This window comes from Thalassotalea sp. SU-HH00458 (genome assembly GCF_040362795.1).
GTDB lineage: Bacteria > Pseudomonadota > Gammaproteobacteria > Enterobacterales > Alteromonadaceae > Thalassotalea_H > Thalassotalea_H castellviae.
The window spans coordinates 17,065-42,067 of record NZ_BAABWW010000010.1 but is presented as its reverse complement, the minus strand read 5'-3'; the positions used below and the strand labels follow the sequence as shown (position 1 = coordinate 42,067).

General features: G+C 37.0%; 20 protein-coding genes and 1 riboswitch. Of the genes, 9 read left to right on the top strand and 11 right to left on the bottom strand.

Annotated elements, in window-relative coordinates; genetic code table 11:
* Positions 1-65 precede the first annotated feature (65 nt).
* Both yfbR and ABXH06_RS14820 read left to right on the top strand, forming a co-directional pair.
* Positions 66-668 carry a 5'-deoxynucleotidase gene (gene yfbR, locus ABXH06_RS14825; protein ID WP_311583583.1) on the top strand — a complete coding sequence of 201 codons (603 nt, stop codon included), beginning with the start codon at positions 66-68 and terminating at the stop codon, positions 666-668.
* Between the two features lie 57 nt (positions 669-725).
* The gene (locus ABXH06_RS14820; RefSeq protein ID WP_353518715.1) at positions 726-2,105 is read left to right on the top strand and encodes an ATP-binding cassette domain-containing protein; all 1,380 of its coding nucleotides are present in this window, start codon (positions 726-728) and stop codon (positions 2,103-2,105) included.
* 281 nt (positions 2,106-2,386) lie between these two features.
* Here the strand turns inward: ABXH06_RS14820 and ABXH06_RS14815 are convergent, their stop codons facing one another.
* Complete coding sequence (locus tag ABXH06_RS14815; protein ID WP_353518714.1) at positions 2,387-3,604, bottom strand: pyridoxal phosphate-dependent aminotransferase; 1,218 nt, start codon at positions 3,602-3,604, stop codon at positions 2,387-2,389.
* A gap of 188 nt (positions 3,605-3,792) precedes the next feature.
* Here ABXH06_RS14815 and ABXH06_RS14810 point away from each other — a divergent pair, with 188 nt between their 5' ends.
* Entirely contained in the window at positions 3,793-4,383 is a 591-nt protein-coding gene (locus ABXH06_RS14810; protein ID WP_353518713.1) for a hypothetical protein, read from the top strand.
* A 120-nt stretch (positions 4,384-4,503) separates the two neighbouring features.
* Positions 4,504-5,829: a hypothetical protein gene (locus ABXH06_RS14805; RefSeq protein WP_353518712.1), complete on the top strand. Its 1,326-nt coding sequence runs from the start codon at positions 4,504-4,506 to the stop codon at positions 5,827-5,829.
* A 150-nt stretch (positions 5,830-5,979) separates the two neighbouring features.
* Here ABXH06_RS14805 and ABXH06_RS14800 read toward each other — a convergent pair whose 3' ends face one another.
* The 3 genes from ABXH06_RS14800 to ABXH06_RS14790 all read right to left on the bottom strand — a co-directional run bounded on the left by ABXH06_RS14800 (position 5,980) and on the right by ABXH06_RS14790 (position 9,247).
* Positions 5,980-7,677: a proline--tRNA ligase gene (locus ABXH06_RS14800; protein WP_353518711.1), complete on the bottom strand. Its 1,698-nt coding sequence runs from the start codon at positions 7,675-7,677 to the stop codon at positions 5,980-5,982.
* A 166-nt stretch (positions 7,678-7,843) separates the two neighbouring features.
* Complete coding sequence (locus ABXH06_RS14795; RefSeq protein WP_353518710.1) at positions 7,844-8,263, bottom strand: RNA-binding S4 domain-containing protein; 420 nt, start codon at positions 8,261-8,263, stop codon at positions 7,844-7,846.
* 81 nt (positions 8,264-8,344) lie between these two features.
* Positions 8,345-9,247, bottom strand: a complete 903-nt coding sequence (locus ABXH06_RS14790) for a LysR family transcriptional regulator (RefSeq protein ID WP_353518709.1) — start codon at positions 9,245-9,247, stop codon at positions 8,345-8,347.
* Between the two features lie 114 nt (positions 9,248-9,361).
* Here ABXH06_RS14790 and ABXH06_RS14785 point away from each other — a divergent pair, with 114 nt between their 5' ends.
* The 3 genes from ABXH06_RS14785 to ABXH06_RS14775 all read left to right on the top strand — a co-directional run bounded on the left by ABXH06_RS14785 (position 9,362) and on the right by ABXH06_RS14775 (position 11,526).
* Positions 9,362-10,057 (top strand): CPBP family intramembrane glutamic endopeptidase, encoded by a 696-nt coding sequence (locus ABXH06_RS14785; RefSeq protein ID WP_353518708.1) that lies wholly within the window; start codon positions 9,362-9,364, stop codon positions 10,055-10,057.
* 102 nt (positions 10,058-10,159) lie between these two features.
* A complete protein-coding gene (locus ABXH06_RS14780; protein WP_353518707.1) occupies positions 10,160-10,861 on the top strand; it encodes an aspartate/glutamate racemase family protein in 702 nt (233 codons plus the stop codon).
* A gap of 154 nt (positions 10,862-11,015) precedes the next feature.
* Positions 11,016-11,100: riboswitch (cyclic di-GMP riboswitch) on the top strand.
* Between the two features lie 81 nt (positions 11,101-11,181).
* Positions 11,182-11,526 (top strand): DUF3718 domain-containing protein, encoded by a 345-nt coding sequence (locus ABXH06_RS14775; protein WP_311583554.1) that lies wholly within the window; start codon positions 11,182-11,184, stop codon positions 11,524-11,526.
* 86 nt (positions 11,527-11,612) lie between these two features.
* Here the strand turns inward: ABXH06_RS14775 and ABXH06_RS14770 are convergent, their stop codons facing one another.
* From ABXH06_RS14770 to fdhD, 3 genes are all read right to left on the bottom strand, one after another.
* Positions 11,613-12,203 carry an AAA family ATPase gene (locus ABXH06_RS14770; protein ID WP_353518706.1) on the bottom strand — a complete coding sequence of 197 codons (591 nt, stop codon included), beginning with the start codon at positions 12,201-12,203 and terminating at the stop codon, positions 11,613-11,615.
* Between the two features lie 67 nt (positions 12,204-12,270).
* Complete coding sequence (locus ABXH06_RS14765; RefSeq protein WP_353518705.1) at positions 12,271-14,670, bottom strand: FdhF/YdeP family oxidoreductase; 2,400 nt, start codon at positions 14,668-14,670, stop codon at positions 12,271-12,273.
* A 2-nt stretch (positions 14,671-14,672) separates the two neighbouring features.
* The gene (gene fdhD, locus ABXH06_RS14760; protein WP_311583546.1) at positions 14,673-15,578 is read right to left on the bottom strand and encodes a formate dehydrogenase accessory sulfurtransferase FdhD; all 906 of its coding nucleotides are present in this window, start codon (positions 15,576-15,578) and stop codon (positions 14,673-14,675) included.
* Between the two features lie 458 nt (positions 15,579-16,036).
* Here fdhD and ABXH06_RS14755 point away from each other — a divergent pair, with 458 nt between their 5' ends.
* Positions 16,037-19,153 carry an efflux RND transporter permease subunit gene (locus ABXH06_RS14755; RefSeq protein ID WP_353518704.1) on the top strand — a complete coding sequence of 1,039 codons (3,117 nt, stop codon included), beginning with the start codon at positions 16,037-16,039 and terminating at the stop codon, positions 19,151-19,153.
* A 16-nt stretch (positions 19,154-19,169) separates the two neighbouring features.
* Complete coding sequence (locus tag ABXH06_RS14750; RefSeq protein ID WP_353518703.1) at positions 19,170-20,294, top strand: efflux RND transporter periplasmic adaptor subunit; 1,125 nt, start codon at positions 19,170-19,172, stop codon at positions 20,292-20,294.
* Positions 20,295-20,458: 164 nt separating this feature from the next.
* Here the strand turns inward: ABXH06_RS14750 and ABXH06_RS14745 are convergent, their stop codons facing one another.
* From ABXH06_RS14745 to ABXH06_RS14730, 4 genes are all read right to left on the bottom strand, one after another.
* Positions 20,459-21,742: a diguanylate cyclase gene (locus ABXH06_RS14745; protein ID WP_353518702.1), complete on the bottom strand. Its 1,284-nt coding sequence runs from the start codon at positions 21,740-21,742 to the stop codon at positions 20,459-20,461.
* A gap of 36 nt (positions 21,743-21,778) precedes the next feature.
* The gene (locus ABXH06_RS14740; protein WP_353518701.1) at positions 21,779-22,732 is read right to left on the bottom strand and encodes an ABC transporter substrate-binding protein; all 954 of its coding nucleotides are present in this window, start codon (positions 22,730-22,732) and stop codon (positions 21,779-21,781) included.
* 177 nt (positions 22,733-22,909) lie between these two features.
* On the bottom strand, positions 22,910-24,328 hold the full coding sequence (locus ABXH06_RS14735) for a sodium/proline symporter (protein WP_353518700.1): 1,419 nt from the start codon (positions 24,326-24,328) through the stop codon (positions 22,910-22,912).
* 25 nt (positions 24,329-24,353) lie between these two features.
* Positions 24,354-24,803, bottom strand: coding sequence for a GNAT family N-acetyltransferase (locus ABXH06_RS14730; RefSeq protein ID WP_353518699.1), 450 nt, complete (start codon positions 24,801-24,803; stop codon positions 24,354-24,356).
* Positions 24,804-25,003: the final 200 nt, after the last annotated feature.

Here is a 25,003-nt window from a genome sequence, read left to right as displayed (position 1 = left end):
GTATTTAACAGCATGCTGTTTAACCCTCACATTACACCATCTCATATACAACGAGAGAAAATATTATGAAGCAAAGTGCTTTTTTAGCATGGACAACTCGAATGCCCTTAATTCAACGCTGGGGCCTAATGCATACCTTTCAACCTGAAAACGTTTCCGAACACTCGCATCAAGTGGCGGTAATCGCGCACCTTTTAACGGTTATTAAAAATAAAAAATTTAAGGGCAATTTATTACCCGAAAAAGCAGCAACCATTGCTATTTATCACGAAATATCAGAAACAAAATTGCAAGATCTTTCATCAAAAGTTAAGTATCACAACCCTGAGTTCACTAAAGAATACAAAAAGTTAGAAATGATAGCTGAGAAGGAGTGTTTAGAAACCATTCCTGAAGATATTCGAGGAGAATTTGAAGCACTGCTTGTACAAGATAAGGTAGATCCTGAATACAAAGATATTGTTAAAGCGGCAGATTTATTAGCGGCACTTATTAAAACGAATAATGAATTAAGATTTCATAATGATGAGTTTAAAAACGTTAAAGAAAACCTTGATAATAAGCTCGCTAAGATAAAAAGAAAATTACCTGAAGTTGGTTATTTTATGGATATCTTCTTAGCTTCTTGTACCTCTACGGTAGATAAATTATCTGATATGGATAATTGATTTCTTTTAGTCAATTAATGAAAACTTAAGCCAATATCTTTTACGATTATTTTAATTATGATAACTATCTCTAACTTTCATCACGAAAAACTCCGTATTAAACACTGGCAAATTCAAGAGCGTGAACCTTGGTGTGTTTTAGGTCGTAACGGCTCAGGAAAGCAATTTATTGATCATTTGTTTACTGGGCAATTATCACAATTTAGTGCCGAAAGCTTTATCGTTCCCAAACCAGAAAAAGTCGCTATGGTTTCGTTTGAGGCGCAACAAGCAATTTACGAACATGAGTTGAAAATTGATAAAAGTGATTACACCGATTCTTATGACATAGGGACGCAAGCTAAAGCCTTTTTACCTCAAGAAAAATGGTCTGATCCGCTTATTGCTGAAATGGGGTTAGCCGACAAGCTTGAAAGTGGTTATCGTCAATTAAGTACCGGTGAAGGGCGAAAATTACTCATCTTAAAAGCTATCTTTTCAGGTGTGACCTTACTGATCTGTGATAACCCGTTCGATAGTTTAGACAAAGCTTCTTGCTTGTCGCTTGCCAAGGTTCTGAAAGGACTATCAAAACAAGGTATTACTGTGGTTTTATTACTGAGTAATCGTCAAGATATTCCTAACTGGTGTCGAAAGATTGCTTTTGTTGAACGGGGTGAGTTAGCCGTTATTGGCTCGCTTGAGCATGAGGAAACTAAGCGGCAGTTAGATGTTTTATTAGTTTCAGAACAAAAAGTCATTAACTGGCCTAAAACAATAAATCAGTTAAGTGATTATCAAAGCCCTTATTTGGTCCAATTGAAAAATGGCCATGTCTCGTACGGGGGAAAATCCGTTTTCAGCGATTTAAATGTCACGATAAAGCCATTACAACATACTTTGATCACCGGCAAAAATGGCTGTGGTAAATCTACCTTAATGCAGCTTATAACCGGGGATTGTACGCAATGTTATAGTAACGACCTTAACGTCTTAGGCTATCAAAGAGGATCCGGTGAGAGTATTTGGCAATTAAAGCAGCATATGGGCATTGTTAGCTCAGAGTTACATCGTCAATATCGCGTTAATGGAGATCTACTCACGGTAGTTCTCTCTGGCTTTTATGACTCTATAGGTTTATATCAACAACCTGAAAAATATCATCTTGATATCGCGCGACAATGGTTAGATATGGTTGGCTTGTTAGCTTTACAAAATAAAGTTTTTCAATCACTTAGCTATGGTGAACAAAGATTGGCATTAATCGCTAGGGCGTTAGTGAAATCCCCTTATTTATTGATTTTAGACGAACCAACGCAAGGCTTAGATGAATTAAACCGACATCGAATTCTTAACTTTTTAACGATTATCGCTCAACAAAAACATAGTACGTTATTGTTAGTTAGTCACCGAGAAGATGAGTTTTTACCACTCTTTACACAACATATTAAGCTGTAATATTCATGCAAGGTAACGGGGGCATATATTATTAAAAACGGTTTAAATTTTTATAATTTCCCCGTCAATAAATATACAGCTTGTTTAGTTTGTTATGTTGGCTTCATTGCTTTAAACAAATATCAAATAACAAATAACAAATAACGAAAAACAAGTGCGGCTTCTTGGCTTAAATAACTGGCTTTATTTAATTGAAGTTTATTTAACTCAAGTTACTTTTGTTAGTTGGAATGTAAGAGCAATGCTTTTACATTGCTCGAATAAATTCTTTTGAAAGTGAGTTATTCTTGACGATAATTCTTGAAGAAATTGGCAATTTTTTCAATGGCTAACGTGAGTACATCTACATGAGGTAAGAACACCAACCTAAAATAGTTTTTCTCTTCGATATTAAAACCGCTGCCATGAACTACTAGAATTTTTTCTTGTTTTAATAAATCTAACACCATTTTCTCATCGTTAGTGATATTAAACTTTTCAGCATCTACTTTGACAAAAAGGTATAACGCCCCCATCGCTGGATTACAGGATATTCCATCTATTTCATTTAACATTTTATGCGCAAGATTACGTTGTTTGATTAAACGGCCATCGTCTTGTATTAATTCGTTAATACTTTGATATCCTCCCAATGCCGTTTGAATAGCATGCTGGCAAGGAACGTTGGCACAAAGTCGCATCGATGAAAGAATATTTAAACCTTCTAAAAAGTCTTCTGCGTGTATTCTAGGCCCCGTAATTACCATCCAACCGGCTCTAAAACCTGCAATACGATAATTTTTTGATAAGCCGCCCATAGTAATGATTAACACATCGTTTGCTAGGCTTGCCGTCGGGATATGCTTTGCTTGGTCATACAAGATTTTGTCGTAAATTTCGTCACTAAAAACAATGAGTTGATGCTTTCTTGCAAGCGCTAAAATGCCTTGTAAAACCGCTTCTGTATAAACCGCTCCGGTTGGGTTATTCGGATTAATTAACACGATTGCTTTAGTACTTTCTGTGATTTTACTTTCAATATCTTCTAAATCAGGAAACCATTGGTTTTCTTCATTACAGCGATAATGAATAGCTTTACCACCTGAAAGAGCTACAGACGCTGTCCATAATGGGTAATCAGGCGCAGGAATTAAGACTTCATCACCATCATTTAGCAAGCCTTGCATTGCCATTACAATTAATTCACTAACACCATTGCCAATATAAATATCATCAACACTTACATCAAGAATGCCGTTTTGTTGAAAATATTGCATAACGGCAACACGAGCAGGATATATCCCTTTTGATTCACAATATCCTTGTGCCGTTGGCAAATTATGAATTACGTCTTTTAAAATATCATCAGGGGCTTCAAAACCAAAAGGGGCAGGGTTGCCAATATTTAGTTTTAAAATTTTATGGCCTTCGTCTTCTAAACGACGGGCTTCGGCTGCAATTTGTCCACGTATTTCGTAACAGACATTATTGAGCTTGGATGATTTTTTTACGCTTTTCATAATTTACTACTTTTAAACGGCGATAAGTGAATGAGTTAACTATTAAATACGGTTCCATTGTTGCCAATTATCACGGCTTTTGAAACAGTTTCTTGCAACTTTTTTATAGCAATAATAAAAATAAACGATAATCTTGTTATTAGCCGTTTATAAATAAGCCAACAAATCTAATATCTAAGGGGATTATTATGCCGTTACCACTGTTATGGATTGGCGCCGCAGCCGTTTCAGCATTAGCAGTAAAAAGTGCCTCTGATGATAGAAAAAATCAACAATTTAAACGTAGTCGCTATGGTAAAGTACAACGCTTGATTGATTTAGACCGTCACGAATCACCGATTGCAATTTATCCGTCCGATTACTTCTCGACTGAGCAACGCGTTAAACCAAAAGTCGGCGCTATTGTTTGTTGTGGCATAGGAGGCGTGTTAGATCATACGGGAATTTGGGTTGATGATGACACGATTATTGAATTAGATGGTGAAGGCTTAATCAAACCTATTTCAGTGAAACGTTTTACCAAAGAGCGTTCAGGCAAACATATTTTTATTGCCTGTGATTCAAATGCTATCCCTTTAGCTTGCGAAAGTGCCGCCGAACAGGCTATTTCTCAAATTTTTCAAGCGCGAAAATACCATGTGCTCGATAATAATTGTCATCAATTTGTTTGGCAGTGTTTCGAGGGTAAAGATAAAAAAGTAGTTACTTTTAAAGATTTAAATCATTGTCTGGCGAAAAAGTTTAATCGTAAAATTTATTGGGATCTGTGTGACTGTTGATTGATTAACGTTAATCGTTTGATCAAACATTAATATTTAATAATAACCAGATAGAAGGCTGTACTTTCTCATTTAAAACATTACCATAATCACTATCCTTGTATAGTCGTCGCAATTCCTTTGAAAGTATTTATTAAATCGTTTGCTGTTGTCATTTGCGTATTATTTATTACTGGTATGGCACTGGTTTATCTTGCCTTACAGTCACATCAATCTACCGTGCAATTAAATCAAATTAACGCCGCTTCAGCTAAACATAGCCAACAACTCGCGCAACGAATTGTCAGCACTTTAAAACAAAAAAATACCGTCACAAGTATTCGTATCAATCAACAAGAAGCGAATGGCTTAACTGCCTTGTTACATCGTGCTTTTCCAAGAGTGAATGCCGATGTTCGTTTGTCAAAATATGGCGCAGCAGTTGAAGCCTCATTTGAATTGCCCCTACCTAGCATGATTAAATTTTTAAATGTAAATGCTTATATTTCTCCCTCTAAAAGTGGTTTATTACTTGAAGAAGTAAGTCTTGGTGGGCTGAAAGTCAGTGGGGAGTTTTTTATCTCGTTAGTACGATTTGCGGCTGATAACTTTCTTAAAGAACAATTGTTTGATGATGCATTAGCGATGATCAAAGCGGTTGATATCAATGAAGAAAGATTGATTGCGCATTTGTCGTTAGATAAAAACTTATTAGCAATGCAGAAAAACGACACGTCATTTTTAATAAAAATGCGCGATGATTTAGCCTTGTTTGGCAACGTAGACACTATCGCTTTTTATTATCAATCATTAAGTGACTTTGCTAGGTTACAAGATAAAAACTCGTCTATTGCAGTGTTTATCAGACACGTGTTTGATTTAGCTAAAACACGCAGTGGTATTTCTCAAGACTACCTTGCGGTAAAAGAAAACCAAGCGGCTATTACGGCACTGATTATTTATTTTGGTGCTGATCGTTTTGAATTAATGGTTGGCGATGTCATTATTCGTGAAAAAGAACAACTAGTGATCCGTAATCGACTTAGAAAACATGTCAGCTTACAAAATCGGCCGGATTTACAAAAACACTTTATCTATTCTATGGCATTACAATTATTTAGTAGTCATGGTGCGAGTGACGCCATCGGTGAATTCAAAGAGTTTTTAGATACCAATAAAGGAGGCAGTGGCTTCAGCTTTGCTGATTTACAGGCCGACAGAGCCGGTACTCGTTTAGCCATGATAGTCACTAAATCAGAACAACATGCCCAACGTGCACAACAATTATTAGCTAAGGTAACTGATGCCGAATTACTGCCAAGTATTGAAGGGTTACATGAAGGTTTAAATGAAGAGAGTTTTGACAAAAAATACAAAAATGTCTTGTCTAAAGATTATCAACAAACTTTAGCTGAAATAGATAAACGCTTGAAAAATTTACCTGTTTATCAATTAGGGTGGGAATAAAGGGCTTAGCAATCGTTAGACGTGATATTCACTGAAATATCTTTTGTTTTTACGGTAAAAATTTTCGATTAAAAAAGCCTTATCATATTTTGATAAGGCTTTCACCATTCAACAAATTAAACTCGTTTAAACGTTTCTAATGCACTCAGTTTACTTAAAAAGTGACATCACATCGTCAATCGCGATTAATGACTTTTCACCACTAATTCTGTCTTTTACTTCAATTTGTTGGCTATCTAAATTACGCTCACCAACTACGAGCAATATAGGTGTACCAATTAATTCATGATCGGCAAACATAACCCCAGGGCGCTCTTTACGATCATCAAACAATACTTCTATACCGGCTTGTTGAAGTTTTTCATATAAAGCTTCAGCCGTTTCTTTAACGCGTGCAGATTTGGCCATATTCATCGGTACAATAGCCGCTTGAAAAGGTGCTATTGCTTTCGGCCATTTGATACCATACTTATCATGGTTTTGTTCAATCGCTGCCGCGACAATACGAGAAACGCCAATGCCATAACACCCCATGGTTAAGGTTTGGTTTTTCCCTTCTTCGGTTAATACACCACAATTCATGGCTTGCGCGTATTTATCGCCTAGTTGGAAAATATGACCCACTTCAATACCACGTTTGATCACGATTTTTCCTTTGCCACATGGACTAGGATCACCTTCAACGACGTTTCGGATATCTTGAATGTTTATTTCGCCACAATCTCTTTGCCAGTTAACGCCGGTATATGATTGATTATTAACATTAGCGCCACAAGCAAAATCACTTAAGTGCGCAGCGCTGCGATCAACAATCACTTCAATATTTAAGCCTTTCGGGCCGACAGAGGTGATATGACAATTCGCGACTGCTGAAACTTGTTCATCGGTTGCTAAGGTTAATGGTGAAGCAACGCTTGGTAGATTTTCTGCTTTAACATCATTTAGTTCATGGTCACCACGTAGTACTAATGCGACAATTTTTTCTGCTTCGCCTTCGGCACTAGCGCCAAGCACTAATATCGTTTTTACGGTGTTTTTTAAATCTAAATTTGATGTTTTAATTAAACGTTCAAGCTTTAACTCTTCTATTTTAATTTCTTGAGTTGGTTCAGCTCGCTCACCTTGTGGTGCTAACGCTTCCGCTTTTTCAATATTGGCAGCGAAATCACTGCTATCACTAAAAGCTATATCGTCTTCGCCTGATTCTGCAAGGACATGAAATTCGTGCGAACCTTCTCCGCCAATTGAGCCGTTATCAGCAATTACCGGGCGAAAATCTAAACCAAGACGCTCAAAAATACGGCAATATGCATCAAACATAATTTGATAAGTTTGTTTTAAGCAATCGTCGCTAAGGTGAAATGAATAAGCATCTTTCATTAAGAATTCGCGACCACGCATTACGCCAAATCGTGGGCGAATTTCATCACGGAACTTGGTTTGTATTTGGAACAAACTAATGGGTAATTGTTTATAGCTACTAATTTCGGTGCTAATAAGTTTGGTGATCACCTCTTCATGGGTTGGCCCTAGTACGAAAGGACGGTTATGGCGATCATTTAAACGCAGTAACTCAGGTCCATAATCTTCCCAGCGACCAGACTCTTCCCAAAGGTCAGCCGGTTGCACCATTGGCATCAGAGTTTCGATAACTCCAGCTCTTTGCATTTCTTCACGAACAATTGTTTCAACTTTTCGTAGTACTTTTAACCCAGTGGGTAACCACGTGTATAAACCCGAAGCCACATTACGAACTAGACCTGCTCGTAACATTAATTGATGGCTGATCACTTCTGCATGAGCAGGCGTTTCTTTCTGTGTAGAAAGTAGGTATTGGCTAGTACGCATTAAAAGCTATTCCGTAAAAGGGGTTTATAAAATTAGGGGGAGTATTCTAACAGGGCAGTACGCGTTGAAAAAGAGAAAATAACAGCGATCAGTCTATTATTTTCAATTCGCGAAAATATTTGTTCTTTATCGCGATGATTGCAAAAGAAAGTATAAATAAAAGGAATTAAAACGAAATTCGTTTTCTTTTACCAGAAGCGACTGTTGTTTCTGTTACCTCATCACTACCTGTTTCAACTGACTGTTTTTTCTTCGTTTTTTTCTTTGATTTATCGTTTTGCTGATTGTTGTTTACTGACTGACTTAGCTTTTTGGCCTTAGCGGCTTTTTGTGCTTTAGCATCTTGTACTGGCGCTGAACACTGTACAGAAATTACTTCTCCATTAAATTCAACTATATCTTGATGAAATATTTTTTTTCGTTTTTGAAACTCAACTTCACCATTTACGTATACATAACCTTCGCTGATGACAATTTTTGCTTCTCCACCACCGCCAACCATATTGGCAATTTTAAGCAACTTACATAATTCAATCGGCTGATATGAAACATCTATGGGGGTAATTTCTTGCAAAGTATCTTCCAATGTAATTTCTTTAAAGTAGTTGAGATCGCTATTTTAAGCGGAATAATGGAAAGTGTACATGTTATTGGGCGAAACAGTTGATCACCAATTCATTTTTTGTGCAAGGAAGTAATCAATAAAAGCTCTGACTTTAGCTTGTTCACCTCTTACTTGATGATAATAAACGTAGGTTGAAATATTTGTACACCAGTGCTTAGTTAAAATAGGTTTAAGGCTTTCATTTTTTAAAGCACGCTTAACTTTTAAATCATCACTTGCAGCATTAATAATTCCTAATCCACTGATAGCTAACTCAACTAAACCTGTGACGGTATTGATACGATTGTTTAATATTTTATGGGTTGGCTCTCCTGATGCAGACTGATAAATGATGATGTTATTGGGCTGATTATGTAGATAACCTATGACGGTGTGATGATTTAAATCATCAATGGTATTAATACTTGGGTTGTTTTCTAAGTATGCAGGGGAGGCAAATAAGCCATAATCACAGGTCCATAAGGTTCGACGTTTTAAATTGCTAAAGTGCTCACCTAAATAATCAGATACTCCCCAAAACACATCGTAATGATCTGTATTTAAATCAATAATGGCTTCTTTAACATCAAGATCAACCTTGATGTTAGGATAGAGTTTAAGAAAGTCGGCTAGCCAAGGTATAATAGTTTCATGAAGCATTTCAGGAGCTTGGCATAATACTTTCACCGTACCATTTATCGTGCCGTTTTCTTCTTCAACCCAACTGGACAAATTGTCACACTGCGCAATCACTTGTCGTGCTTTATCTTTAAAACCAATGCCAAACTCTGTTAGCGTTAAGCTTCTACGAGTTCGACAGAATAATGGTTGGCCAATTTCCTTTTCAAGTAAGGCTATTTTTTTACTAACCGCCATAACAGATAGCTGATAATGATTAGCTACGGCAGTCATTGTTCCTAATTCAGTCAGTGATATGAAAATTTTTAATTGCTCAATTTTAAACATGTTAAAACTATCTCAAACTTAAACTTAAAGTTTATAAGTTGTAAATACATATACTATATACTTATAAAGAAGTGAGCGCTAATCTGTATTACAAATTAAGTTTTGGAGAAAGTTATGCAAATAACTGAAGTCTTATTAATCGTTGCAATCGCGTTATTAGTAGTGTTAAACCTATTAGATAAAAGTAAAGAGAATGTAAGAACAGAAAAAACCTCTCTTGTACGGGTTTATTATGAAACTATCGCTTTACTTTGGTTCCCAGTGGTATTTTTAGTGATACACCTTTACTTTACGGCTACGCCCCTTGAATCAATTGGCATCAGTTGGAACTATCACTGGCAAATAATGACAGGACTTGGCTTGCTTTCACTGCTAATTGTTTACTTTATCTATGACTTAAAATTACTCGTGAATGATCAAGACAAGCAACAAAAACTTGCAGAACAAATGGCGTCGTTCGCTTGGTTTATGCCGAAAACAAAGCCACAAATGCTTATTTTTACCTTAGGCTTGTCTGTCTCTGCAGGAATATGTGAAGAGCTTATTTTTCGAGGTTATATTTTAAATGCACTGTCGCAACACCTTGGTGTTATTTTATCCGTGATTTTATCCAGTGCACTTTTTGGGCTTTGTCATTTTTACCAAGGAGTCTTTCATGTTTTCAGAACTTTCATCATAGGAATTGTCTTTTGCTTAATATATTTAGGCTGTGAGACCATTATTATCCCGATTATTTTGCATATTGTATTAGACGTCTATGGTGGGATATCAAGTTACATTGTGAGAGACTTCGTAAAAGAAACCTCGTAAGTTGTTATTTCAAAAAGGCAGCGGTGTTAACCCTGTATTACATCGTAAACAATGTAAATAACTTTGAGTTACTATGATTGAAACATTTAAGCATGAGGGCATATGAAAACAATTGGTTTACTCGCGGGCATGAGTTGGGAAAGTTCACTTGGTTATTATCGAGTTATTAATCAAGGTGTTAATACCGCTTTAGGTGGTTTACATTCGGCTAAAATAGTTATGGTTAGTGTTGATTTTCAACCGATTGAACAATTACAACACAGCGGCGAGTGGCAAAAAACGGCTGAATTGTTAATAACATCAGCCAAACAAGTACAAGCGGCGGGCGCTGACTGTTTGTTAATATGTACTAATACTATGCATAAAGTGGCCGCTGAAATTGAAAACGCTATTGATATCCCGTTGCTTCATATTGCTGATGCAACAGCTGAAGTTATCATCAAAAAGAGCCTTACTACCGTTGGTTTATTAGGTACTGCTTTTACCATGGAACAGGGGTTTTATAAGAATAGGTTAACGGAAAAATTTGGCATTAAAGTTATCACGCCTAATGAGCAAGATAGAATGATTGTTCATGAGGTTATCTACCAAGAGCTTTGCTTAGGAAAAGTGAATTTAACTTCGAAAAACGAATATTTACGCATTATTCAGACCATGGCTGATCAAGGTGCACAAGCAGTAATACTGGGTTGTACTGAAATCGGTATGTTAGTTGAGCAAGCTGATACTCGGGTAACCTTATTAGATACCACCACCATTCATGGCCAAAAAGCCATTGAATTTGCTTTAAAAGGTGAGCAATAAACGTTGTGTAATAGGTCTGTGGCCATTGGCTACTCATTTGTTATCAATGATATTTTTGATGAAATTAGAGTAAGTTACGTGCAGAAACAAATTGGTTACAAAATTTTGTAAATTATCAGTTGCGCAGTTTAATTATTTCTGTACAATGCGCCGCAGCTAGAAACGGCAAGGTACTTGAAAGAGTATTACGCAAAACTACCGGTCTAAGGGCAATAGTCTACGACAGCGGAGTTACCAAGGCAGACCCCTTTGTTTAGGTAACATGAAAACCGGTATTAACGTTTCTTATTTGAATTGTTTAATATTATTAAGGTTATACCATGAAATCTATTATCGCCGTGATCGCATTCGCAACATTATCTCTTACTTACACAACACAAGTTGAAGCATCAAGCATTGCTCAAAACCTTTGTGATTATGTTAATGTTGATAATAAGTCTAAGTTACGTTCTTTCTTAAAAAGTAATAAATTAAAAATTCGTAACGTTTTTGATAGTGTTTCTTGTAATGGTAAAAACTTATTAGAATTTGCCGCAGAAAAAAATTCGACGGCAACGGGTTCAATGATCATTGGTAAATTATCAAAGAAAGTTGTTTCAAGTAACTTAGCAACTATTGCTTCTAGTGAATTAGCAGTAATAGCCGAGCAACGTGTTAGCAGCTAAGCAAAACCACATTTGTAAAAGGCGAGTCGTAAACTACTCGCCTTTTTTGATCGCCTCTTTTTCAATCTCGTAAAATCAAACCGCAGTTATTTATAGGAAGCTATCACGTCTTCTACGGTGTTTATACCGAACATAACTTTTTTAATAAAAGATTCCGCACTATTGACTAAATTGAAATTTGGATGTTGCGACCAAACTTCCTGAAGTTTATCGTCTAGTGCTACAGCCGCTTGTTCAGATTCATTTCTTATGGGATTGTTACTTTTTATACTTTCACCTGATTTAGCCGCAGTTTCAAAAAAAATCACCGCATCATAACGTGCAAATTCTTCTTCTAAACTGGTTTTCATGGTTTGAAAGTAATCATCATTAGAGCCTGGCCAATAAGCTAATCCATCTAAACTTCCTCTATCACATAAAATAATGGAGTTTGGAAAAGTCGCTCGTTGAATATCTTCTAAATGTTTTTGTAAATGATAAATAGCTGTTTGCTGTGTTTTTAATACATTGTTTACCGTTGAACGTGCAATTCCGCCACTAAAAATCATGGTAGCTGCTTCGGGAACCGTGGCTATTTGTCCTTCAAATTCACGTCTTATCAAATCTAGAGCGGTTGTTTTGCCCCCGCCAGGACCACCGGTAAGGACAATGCGTTTCTTAATTGTTTTTATGTTCATATAAAGTCACTTCTTATTCACGTGATGATATTATCGCTTAACTTAGAGACAATAATGATAATGTAAATCAAACAATCCGTTGTTCTGTCGATTTTTCAAGATATACCGCAATTGATTTAGACGTAGGGGTAAAAGATCGGTCGCCAACACTGTCTAATGGGACAAGCGGATTAGTTTCTGGATAATAAGCGGCTAAGTTACCTTGTGGAATATCATAAAAGCAAAGTTTGAATCCTTTCACGCAACGGCTTTGATCATCATGCCAAATCGAGGTGATATCTACTAAGTCGTTTTCTTCAAATTTAAGTTTTCTGGCATCTTTTTCATGGATAAATAACACGTTTCTTTCATTTGCAATCCCTCGATATCGGTCATTCAATCCATAAATAGTGGTATTGTATTGATCATGAGAACGCAGTGATTGCAAAGTAAATATTTTTTGATTTTTAACTGACACTTGCTGAGAAGAAATTGCGTGAATATTCTCAGGCAAGGCTTGATAAGAAAACAACGCTTTATTGTCAGGGGTGCGCCATGTTAATTCAGCTGCTGGGTTGCCTAAATAAAAGCCACCTGGTTGGGTTATCTGTTGGTTGAAATCTGAAAATTCAGTGATCGATTGACTGATTAACTCTCGTATTTTCGTGTAATCATCGGCTAAAGCTAACCAATTTATTGCGGTATTCTTTGAGCTTTCTATAAACTTGGGTGTCGTTTTGTTATCGAGGAGGCTATTGTGAAAGTTTCGGCTATTTAATGTGCTATCAGCAATATGAGCGACAATACTGGTTTCAGATTTCAAGTTCGTTGAAATTGGCGCAACATTGCCCTGAGAAGCATGCACCATACTAAAAGTATCTTCTACAGTTATTTGTTGTTCGCCAGATTGTTGCATGTCAATTTCAGTGCGGCCAAGGCAAGGTAGAATCAATGCGTCCTGACCGATTAATAAATGGCTACGGTTTAACTTAGTACTAATTTGTACATTCAACGTGGTATTTTTTAGCGCTGCATGAGTTTGATGGGTATCGGGCGCGGCAGCAGCAATATTTCCACCTAAACAGATCAGCACTTTACTGCGTTTTTCAAGTAAGGCATTAATTGCATGATAAACATTATGACCTTTTTCATAAGGTAGTGGTTGATTCACTAACTCAGACATTGCATCAATAAATGCTTTAGTGGGTTTTTCGTTAATACCCATGGTTCGATTACCTTGCACATTTGAATGGCCGCGAACAGGGCAAAGTCCTGCGCCTTTTTTACCAATATTACCGCGAAGTAATTGTAAATTAACAATTTCTTGAATGGTGTTAACCGAGTGCAAATGTTGCGTTATCCCCATAGCCCAAGTACAAATTACCTTAGTTGATTGTAAATAAATCTCCGCTGCTTGCGTAATTTCTGCCTTAGATAGTCCTGATTGTTCAACAATTTTTTGCCATGAGGTTGCATTAACGACTTGGCAATATTCGTTAAAGTTTTTGCAGTGTTCAGCAATAAAGCTTTCGTCTATTAAGGGAGCTTTGCCTTGTTCTATCGCTTCGCTGTTTTTCGCTAGAATAACTTTTACCATGCCTCTAATTGCCGCCATATCACCGCCAAGCTTCGGGGTAAAATACGCATGACTTATAGTGGTTGCTTTTGGAGTCAATAATTCAAGCGGATCTTGCGGACTTGCAAAACGCTCTAACGCCACTTCTTTTAAATTATTAAAGCTGACAATTTTACCGCCATTTCTGGCGGATTTTCGTAACGCATTCATCATGCGTGGGTGATTAGTACCAGGGTTTTGTCCAAACACAAAAATAGCATCAGCATGGTCAAAATCTTCTAAAACCACGGTGCCTTTGCCTACGCCAATTGCTTCATTTAATGCAACGCCACTGGCTTCATGACACATGTTGGAACAGTCGGGAAAGTTATTCGTACCAAACATGCGGCCAAATAATTGATATAAAAATGACGCTTCATTACTGGCACGACCCGAGGTATAAAACTCTGCTTGATCAGGTGAGTCTAATTGATGTAAATGTTTGGCAATTAATGCAAAACTATCTTGCCAACTAATAGCTTGATAGTGATCAGTTTCTTGGTTGTAGCGCAAGGGTTGAGTGAGTCTTCCTTGGTACTCTAACCAATAATCGCTTTGCCTCATTAATTCACTGACAGAATATTGTTCAAAAAAAGCCTGATCAACAACTTTACTGGTTGATTCCCAAGCGATTGCTTTTGCGCCGTTTTCACAAAATTGTAGCAAGCCTTCTTTTTCATCTCCCCACGCACAACCCGGACAATCAAAACCTTTGTTTTTGTTGGCCTTTAACAGACTTTTTACATTCGTTTGTGGTTGTTGACTTTGCATAATATGCTTCAACGTTGAGGTTAATGACGAAATTCCCCCCGCTTTTTTTGGTTTTTTATGCATGCTTGATATCGGATCATTTTGATGATTATTTTCTGACATAATTAATCCTTTGAAGACGGCAACATTCGCCACTCACCATGATAAAGATTGAAAGACTCACAAGTAGTAAAGCCAATTAAGGTTAAATCAAAACGTTTTGCTGCTAATATAGCTAAGTTAGACACCGCACCAACAGCGATTAACACACCAATACCTGCCATCACCGTTTTTTGAACAATTTCAAAACTAACACGGCTACTGATAACCATGGCTAATTGTGTATCTGCACGTTGAATTAATTGCTTTTGAAGGCAAGCCCCTAAAAGCTTATCTACGGCATTATGACGGCCTATATCTTCCTTAATCAATAACAACTTCCCTTGTTCATTAAAAAGGGCCGCCGCATGACAACCACCGGTCGTTTCAAATAATTGTTGCTGGTCTCTCATCATGTTTGGCCAATGGCCTAAGCTAGTTGCATTTAGCCAATGTGCTGCAGCAGGAGATTGCGGTGGCGATTTTAGTTCAAGTGCCTTCAACGATGTTGTGCCACATAAACCACAACTACTATAGGTCAATTGGTAGCGTTCAAGACTTGATAAATTAACTTTCACTTTTTTTGTTAATTTAACTTCCCAACTATTTTCTTTATTTACTATTGATGATTGTTGACTTGAATCAAGTTGTTCAATGGCGATTGATTCAATGTCATCGATATGACTGATGATCCCTTCAGATAATAATAAGCCGAGAATTAATTGTTCATCGTCACCAGGGGTTCTCATGGTGATAGAAAATATACGTGAGGAAGATTGAGTCAACATTTTGGGGTCGCTGATTGCTGGCTGTTCATAAAAGCTTAGCCTGATCTGCAAAGGTTGTTCGGCAATCACTTGATCATGGCTTACCTGCCTTTGCCCATGAGCATAGGTAATTTTATTCGTTTTATGACTCAAAAGTTCTGGCATTTTTGATTCTATTGTTAAGTGCTGAGTTTTTATTTGCGATATTACGGATTACTTTTTTAAAGGGCTATCATTTAAATGCTTAGCAAGTCCTGATCATAAATAAACTTAGCGGTTAAATGCTCGAACAAAAACAGAATACCAAGCCGAGCTTTGTGTTTTTAAATACTAACATAGTCAATTTGTTATTAGCATGATTAAGCGTAAAACTTCACTTTTACAATTGCTGATAATGTAGATTTATATGAACAATCTTCGTGGTTAATTTGTTCTTTAAATGTGACAAAGTAATGTATTGCAATATGTGTCTGAGTTTAACAAAGAATTTCTAACCTGCTTTCTATCCTATTTTACTTTCCGTTGAACGTAAGCTCACTTTATCTTCTGTCATTGCTCACTAATGATGAATTAATGAGCAATAACTTATCGCTAAAACTATATAAAAAGCGGCGGAGTCATTTATGAAATTAACGTCAAGTGCATTAACAAGCCCCGCAGCGGTAGCTGTGGGTGTTGCTTTAATTTTGTTAGTAGGATTTATCAGTTTATTCAAACTACCAGTGCAATTATTTCCTGATATTGAACGTCCCCGTATTGCCGTGCAAACGTTTTGGCGAGCAGCTTCTCCACAAGAGGTTGAGTCAGAGTTGATAGAACCTCAGGAGCAAGTATTACGCGGTATTCCAGGATTAACTGCAATGAATGCCTTTGCTAATCGTGGCAGCTCTTATATCAACTTAGAATTTAATGTCGGCACAAACATGGAGCAAACCTTGATTGAAGTGATCAGCCGCATGACAAGGGTTCCTAGTTTACCTCGTGATGCATTGCCGCCTCGGATCATGTTAGGTGGCTTTGGGGGAGCAAACCCCGCTTTAACGTTTTTCTTTTTACAAGCACTGCCCGGTAATAACAAATCAATAGATGAATATATAGATTTTACCAATGACACTATTCGACCTCGTATTGAAGCCGTAGAAGGGGTCGCCAGTGTACAAACTTTTACTCAACAAAATAGAGAAGAATTACAAATAAGATTTGATCCGATAAAAGCCGCAGAATATGGCATTCAAATCCCACAATTGATCTCGCTCGTTTCTGCAACGAATGATATTTCTGGTGGATTTGTTGACGTAGGACGTCGCCAATATACCTTAAGGTTTAATGGTAAATATAAAGTAGATGAACTTGAAAACCTTATTTTAGAATCACGCAATGGCAGTAATATTCGTCTTGCTGATATCGCGAAAGTTGAATTAGCTCGACCGGACAAACAAAATATTGCCGTGCAAAATGGTAATCCTGCTTTTTCATTAAGAATTGATCGAGCTAATGGCGCGAATGTTTTAGAAACATTGAATCGAGTGAAGGCAGAAGTAGCCTCCCTTAACAATGAGGTACTTGCTGATAAACAACTGGTGATGGTGCAATCATTTGATGCCTCGGTATTTATTTATCGAGCAATAAAGTTAGTCACCAGTAATCTTTTCGCCGGTGTTATTTTATCGTTATCAATTTTGTGGTTTTTTATCCGTAGAATGCGCGCCACTCTTATTATTGCTACGGCAATTCCCATCAGTTTATTGAGCACCTTTATTGTTTTAGAAATTACCGGTAGATCGTTAAACGTCATTTCTTTAGCGGGTTTAGCCTTTGCCGTTGGTATGGTATTAGATGCGGCAATTGTCGTGTTAGAAAATATTCTTCGAATGCGTGATAAAGGACTTGATAATCATCAAAGTTCAGAGCAAGGGGCACAACAAGTATGGGGGGCATTACTAGCATCTACTGCAACAACGGTGGCAATATTTCTGCCGGTATTTTTCTTAAAAGATATCGAAGGGCAGCTATTTGGTGATTTAGCCTTAACTATCGCAATTGCGGTTTCGGTATCATTAATTGTCGCGGTCGTGTTGCTGCCGGTTTTGGCTAAATATTTATTAAACCAACAAACGATTGAAGATCCTAACGCTAAGCTTTGGGCAAGGTTAACCGCTAAAGTAATGTCGTTAACTCATACTCGTAAAAAACGTCTCAGTGTGGCATCTGGTTTATTAATGCTTCCTTTGGTGATCACTTATCTTGCAATTCCAACGTTAGATTATTTACCACCGGTTAAACGTGATGCTGTCGATGGCAATTTACAGTTTCCTCCTGGCGCGAATATTAACACCATAGAACGTGAAGTTGTTCAACCTATTGTTGATCGATTAAAGCCTTATATGGATGGCACTAAAGAACCAGCACTCAAAAATTATTATCTTTTCAGTGGTCCATTTGGCGGCAATATAGGGGTAAGAGCAAAAGATCAATCTAAAGTAAATGAATTATTAGACATTGTCAGAAATGAAGTGTTAGTGGATTTACCTGATACTCAAGCTTTTGCTTATCAGGGGAACTTATTTGGGGGCTTTGGCGGTGGTCGACAAGTGAGAATGAATTTACAGTCCACAGATACTAAAGCATTACAAAGTGCTGCCCGCCAAGGCGTTGAGTGGGTTAAAGCTGCAATTCCACAAGCGCGTGTTCAAGCAAATCCAAGTACTGAAGATGCTGAGCCTGAATTGCGGTTAACGCCTAATGATAGAAATATATTAGAACAAGGTTGGGATCGTCGTCGTTTAGGTCAGGTTGTAAGGACTTTAGGTGATGGACTTTATGTCGGCGAGTACTTTAATGGTAGTAAACGTTTAAATATGATTTTACGTTCAGAAGGATGGGATGATCCTGACAACTTAGCTGATGTACCTGTGGTAACCGGAAGTGGTTCGATTACCCAATTGTCTGAGCTTGTCGATATTACTCGCACGGTAGGGCCTTCACGTTTAACTCGAATTGATGGAAATCGTACTATTAGTTTGAATATCAATCCCCCGCAAGGCTGGTCATTAGAGCAAACCATAGCCGTTTTGAAAAAAGAAGTAGAGCCTAAACTTAAAGCGGCTTTACCCAGCGATGGCAATATTATTTATGGCGGTAGCGCTGATCAGTTAGAAAAAGCAATTGGTTTAATGGCGGAAAATTTTGCCTTTGCTTTAGTCATTTTATTCTTGTTAATGGCGGCATTATTTAAGTCGATTAAAGATAGTTTATTAGTTGTGATCACCATTCCATTAGCAACGGTTGGTGGCGTACTAGCTTTGCAGGGGTTAAATGTATTTGTTTTTCAACCGCTAGATTTATTGACCATGATTGGCTTTGTGATTTTATTGGGCTTAGTCGTTAATAACGCTATTTTATTGGTACATCAAACACGCTTAGGTCAAGCACAAGGCTTGAAAAGAGTGGCGGCCGTTGAGCAGGCATTAAGGTTACGATTACGTCCTATCTTTATGAGTACCTTAACCAGCTTTTTTGGCATGTTGCCGTTATTGTTAATACCGGGTGCAGGTAGTGTTATTTATCGAGGATTAGCTGCAGTCATTGTGGGAGGGCTGGCGATGAGTACCTTATTTACTATTGTGCTATTGCCTTGTTTATTGCGTTTGAGCAAACAAGATTTTATGCCAAATGCCCTCAGAGAAAAAGCTACAAATCACACGTTAATTGGCCAAGTTTCTAACAATCAAATCATTTAATTATTAGGAGTTTATTATGAAATATCTTCAGGTGAAAAATAAAATCCGCCAGTCATTATTCAATCAAATAGTGACGTTTTCATTGTTCACGATAAGCTTAGCCAGTTTTTCAGTCCAAGCTTTATATTATCAAGAAGGGCAAGACAAAGGTCATTTAGTGAGTGTTGAATTGGCTAAAACAGAGCTAGTGAATCCTACTATGTGGTTGCCGGGTAATGTCGTTAGTCGAAAGAATTCACCTATTTCTGCAGAGCAAACGGGACAACTATTATGGATTGAGGATGTTGGCAAGCAAGTAAAAAAAGGAGATTTAATTGCTAACATCGACAATAGGCATTTGAAATTACAATTAGCAAGACAGCAAGCGCAAGTTAAACAACACCAAGCGAATGTTAGCTACTTAACTAAACAACAAAAACGACTTTCTACTTTAAATCAAAAAAATAACACTTCCCTCAGTGAACTTGAACGGATAATCAAAGATTTAGCCATAGCTAAAAACGAAGTGATTGCGCTTGAAATGCAGGTAAAACAAACGGAGCTTGATATTGAAAAGTCTGCGATAAAAGCGCCATTTTCAGGGAATATAAGCCAACGTTTCGCTCATCTTGGTGAATTAATCACATTAGGACGACCGTTAATACAACTTGTTGATACCAAACATTTAGATATAAAGGTTTCCACTCCATTGGCGATAGCAAAATTTTTACAAGCAGATGCGCAAGTATTAGTGAAATGGCAAGATAAATTAATTGAATTACCGGTTAGAACTTGGAGTAAAGCTGGAGATCAAATATCACGTACTTTTGAAGTAAGATTAGCAGCAGATGACTTAAACTTAATTGCTGGTTCGGCTGTAACTGTTTCGTTGCCTAAGCAAAATAGTAAGCAAGCGACTATGGTTCCAAGAGACGCGCTGGTACTTAGAGAAAATGAAACTTTCGTGTTAACGGTAAATGAAGAAAATCAGGCGAAAAAAGTTAATGTACTTGTCGGGCAGGGCGTTGGACGTTGGGTTTCTGTTATCGGTGCTTTAGGTGAAGGCGAGCAAGTGGTTGTCAGAGGCGGAGAGCGATTAAGTGATGGCCAAAAAGTCAGAAAAGATCAGGCATTAGCGGTTACCGCATCAACCCATTTATAAGCTTTTAACGGCTAAATAGTCTTGGTATTTTGGGCAATAGACTTTGCTTGTTATGCTAGGTACAAGGTTCATTGCATTTTAATTAATGAAACCTTGTACGAGACATTCGCTCATACAGCGTAGCGTAAAGTAAAGTCGAACAGTATATAGGGTAAAGCTTTGATTTAATGTAAATTTTGGCTTTTATATACTTCTATTCTATTTCGACCGTTTTCTTTAGCAAGATACATGGCGCGATCCGCATCGTTAATGAGTTCTTCAAAGGATTGATGCTTTTCATTAAAGGTAGCAATACCAATACTAAGGGTCATATTAATTTCTTTATTGTCAACGGACATACAATGACGCGCTAAAGAGTCTTGAATACGCCGTGCTGTTTCTAATCCTCCAGCAATATCGCAATCTGGCAGTATTATGACAAATTCTTCACCGCCATATCGACCTAAAAAGTCAATTTCACGGATCTCTTTAGTACAAATTTCACAGATATGCATTAATACTTCATCACCGACTAAGTGACCATATTTATCATTAAATTCTTTAAAAAGATCACAGTCGAGTAGAATAATCGTTAAATTATTCTGTGAACGTTGTACCCGTGAAATTTCGATATGACCGCGGTCGAATAAAGCTCTGCGATTTGCTACTTTGGTTAATGGGTCTGTATTTGAAAGCTCTTCTAGCACGTGAGTTCTTTCTTCAACAACTTGTTTCATTACCTGTAAAGAAACCGTTGTTTTACTCAACTTTTCATTCATGGCATTAAAAGCATTCGCAATATTTTCAAATTCTTGAGAATGATTTGATAATTTTATTTCTTCAAAGTGGCCACTGTGATTAGCTTGAAAAGCATCTTTAATTTCATTCATAGAAGTTTTAAATACCTTCGTTAAATGATGAGCGCCAAAGGTAAGTAGGAAAATACACACCGCTAATATAATCACAATAATTGCAACTTCCTGTTTTAACACATGATGAATATTTTTTTGGGCGATAGTGGATAATTGTTCAGAATCACCTCGAATGGTTTCAAGTTGAATAATTAATCGATTTTTTAAGTGAGCTTTAATCGCTTCACTGGCATTATGTAACTTATTTTCGTTAATTTTTTGAAATAAGCGTATCACACTAAGGTTTTGGCTATTGATACTGTTTTTTAATGTTTGTTCTTGCGGAGTGAGTGTCGGGGAATCTTTTAGGATCATGGCCAGTTTTCGTTGAGAATCATGCCATGTAGAGGCGTTATAATTATCTTTATAAATATCGTTATTAATGATCAATTGTTTTAATATGTTGGTATGAGTAACAAGGTTTTTTGCGTAGTTTTCTTGTTCGATTGCCTGTTCAATGATTTCTGATGAACGAATAATACTAGCCACTAAGAAAATAAATATCATGCAACAACTTGCGGTGAAAAAGTATATGCGCTGGGTGAGGCTCATTTTCATTTTTATATCCTTATAAAATGACGTTAAACAGTCCGTTTATCGGCTAATATTCACCGCACTTGGGTTAACTTGCAGTATCGCTCTACTGTCAACAAACTGATTCATGTTAGGCACTTGTTTAATTATATTTGAATGTGTTTCAGCAAGCCAAGCGGTTTGAGAATTTAAATTAAGCAATAATGATTGGTTTAATTCTAGTTTAAAAAGATAATCTGGCCATATCCAATTAATAAATTCTGTCGATAAATCAAGTTTACTGTTTATTATCTCTTTCGCTTTGTCAGGGTGAGAAGCGATATAGTTAATCGCGGTATTTAACCCCTGCAAAACACATGTTGCTTTTTCGATGCGAGCTCTATCTGGGACTAATGATACTAAGTTAAAACTCAGTGTATTTAAGTTTTTTGTGTCATGAATAGTTACTTTTTTATCAAATATTTGTTTGCTTTGAAATGCGAATGGCTCCCAAGGAACTATAGCATCTACTTCATTATTCATTAAACCATCAACCAATTTCGCGGGTTCATAATGAACTAATGACACATCTTGTGCGTTTACACCATCAATGGCTAGTAAAGTACTTAAAAAGTATTCACTGGCGGTTTTTTTTGTTACGCCAATGATTTTTCCTTGTAAGGATGAAGTCCCCGCTAGGTTATCATCAGAACGGGTGATGAGTTTGACATCATTATCAGATTGAGCAAACATTGCGTGTGTTACAAAGGGGAGTCGGTTTAAACTTTGAAACGCAATTACGGAATCTGAGCTAGTGGCAAAATCGACTTCTCCTTTAATCACTTTATTAAAGGCTACACCACCGCCTATGACGTCTTTAATCTCTACTTCTACACATGTTGAATCAAAAGCCTTGATCGCCGTTGCCACATAAAATGGCGCTGATAGAGGTGTTTTTGAAACGGCAATACTAACGGGGTATTTTTCTACTTGCCAAAACTTAGTTAAATTAACAACTAAGAAAATAACGCTCATGATTAACAGCAGTATCATAATAGAAAATGGAATGCTTTTTCTTCGCAAAGGTGATCACTTATAAATTTGGTTTATTTGATTATAGAAAAGATTCCATTTTTTATCTTTAATATGATTAACATTCCTAAAATAATTTGTAGAGAGTGTTATTTAAGGTATCGTGTTAAAGGTTTAAAGCTATCTCTTAGTAACTAACGGATTTACTTCTTTTGTTGAACCAAGCCAAGCAATAATAAAAGCTAATACAAAAGGTAAAACACGTTCCAAGACATCGCCTGGTGGTGGAGGGAAAAAGCTAAAAATAACGGTGGTGAAAAAACCAATCAATATTGCTAAAAAGGTGAACTTTCCAGAAATTATTCTGCCCATTAATATAATGATCACTACTGGCCCAAATGCGGCACCAAGAGCATTCCAAGCAAATAACACTCGGGTAAAAATATCTTCTGGAGCAAAAATAGCTAAACACATGGCAACGCCACACATTACGATTACCGTGACGCGTGATAACACTAAATTTTGTCGTGATTTCTGTGAACTGACATCATATGAAATAGCACTAGCGGCAACTAAGAGCTGGCTGTCTGCTGTAGACATGATGGCAGACAAAGTGGCAGCAACAACTATGCCTGCAAGTACCGGATGAAAGACTTGTTGCGACAACGTGACAAGTGCTTGCTCACCAGTCACGGGAGTTGCCAATAGAACTTTTGCACTCCAACCCACTAAAAGCATGCTAAAAAAGATAATAACAGACCAACCAATACCAATATATTTGCCTTGTTTAACCGCTTTTTCATCTTTTAGAGCCATTAAACGATTAACAACATGGGGTTGGCCGGGGTTACCCAATCCAATGCCAAAAGTGCCTAAAACAAAAAATAACGCATAAATACCTTGATGTTCACCAAACCAAGTTAATTGCGTTTCATTAAAAACCAATTGCATTTGTTGCCATAATTCGATGGGACCACCAATTGCATAGATAGCGGCAGTTGGGAGCATAATCGCTGTTGCTACCATTAATAAACCTTGTAACGTATCTGTGATGCTAACCGCCCAAAAGCCGCCTAATAAGGTATAAATTAAGATGATAACCGTGCCAAGCATGATACTGTTGTTAGCACTCATCGCAAAAGTGTCGCTAAACATATTTCCAGCTGCTTGAAATTGTGCCGCGATATAGAAAGCAAACGAAAACACGATACATAAGGAACATAGCCATAAGATGGCTTTACTATGCGAACGTCCTTGAGCAATAAAGTCACTTAAGGTGACCGACTTTTGTTGTTTGGCTTTTTTTTGCATACGAGGCGCGAGCCATAACCAGTTAAAGCTATAACCTAAAACGACTGATGGGACTATCCAAATAGCTGATAAACCGAGTAAATAAGCTGCGCCGCTCATTCCTAACAATGACCACGCTGAAGAAGCACTTGCTGCTGCACTAATTGCCGCGACCCAAGGACCTAATTCTCTGCCACCGATAAAATATTCATCCGTGTTTGTCGTGCGTTTATTACTCCAAATACCAATGGAAATAAGTACTATTTTGTAAATAATCAGAGTTATTAATACGGTAGTTTGATAGTCCATACGGGGTTATTATTCTTTTGAGTCGTTACTCCGTTTTAACATTATCGAACGTAGAGATAAATACTTGCAGTTGAGATTGCTTATTTTTATAACCGATAAATCGTAATAATAAGTGTTGTGGTATGACAGTTTCGTACTCTAAAACCGAGAGTTTTTCAAAGTCGTTATGTGTATACAAAGTCTCTAGCGAGTTATTAGCAAAACAAATTAAAGGTTGATGAAGTTTATTCGCATGGTTAAGCAATAAAGAAGCGATACCTTGATGTTGAAATTTTTCATCAACCACTAAAGCATGTAGAAAATAATGACGAAATTGTTCAGCAATTTTAGATACCATGACTGCGGCAATGATCGTGTTGTTTTTTTTTACGAAATAACACTGGTCGTGTCCTAAGAAACTGGCAGAATAATGTTGTGCTTTATAAAAGTGCAATAGCGCTTTTTTATCAGACTTTTCTGCTTTGGTTATTTTCATGATTGATAACGGTGTGTTAATTCATTGCACTATAGTAACGTTTTTTTATTTCATTTAACTTTTGAACTGTGCTTTTTAGCAAAATAGTTAACAAATAAAGATAAATACATTTAAAGTATTGTCATAAAATGAGTAACATAAGCCATATCGCTTAGGTCTGATATAACGAAAAGCTGAACGTGAGTTTATTGTAACTTATA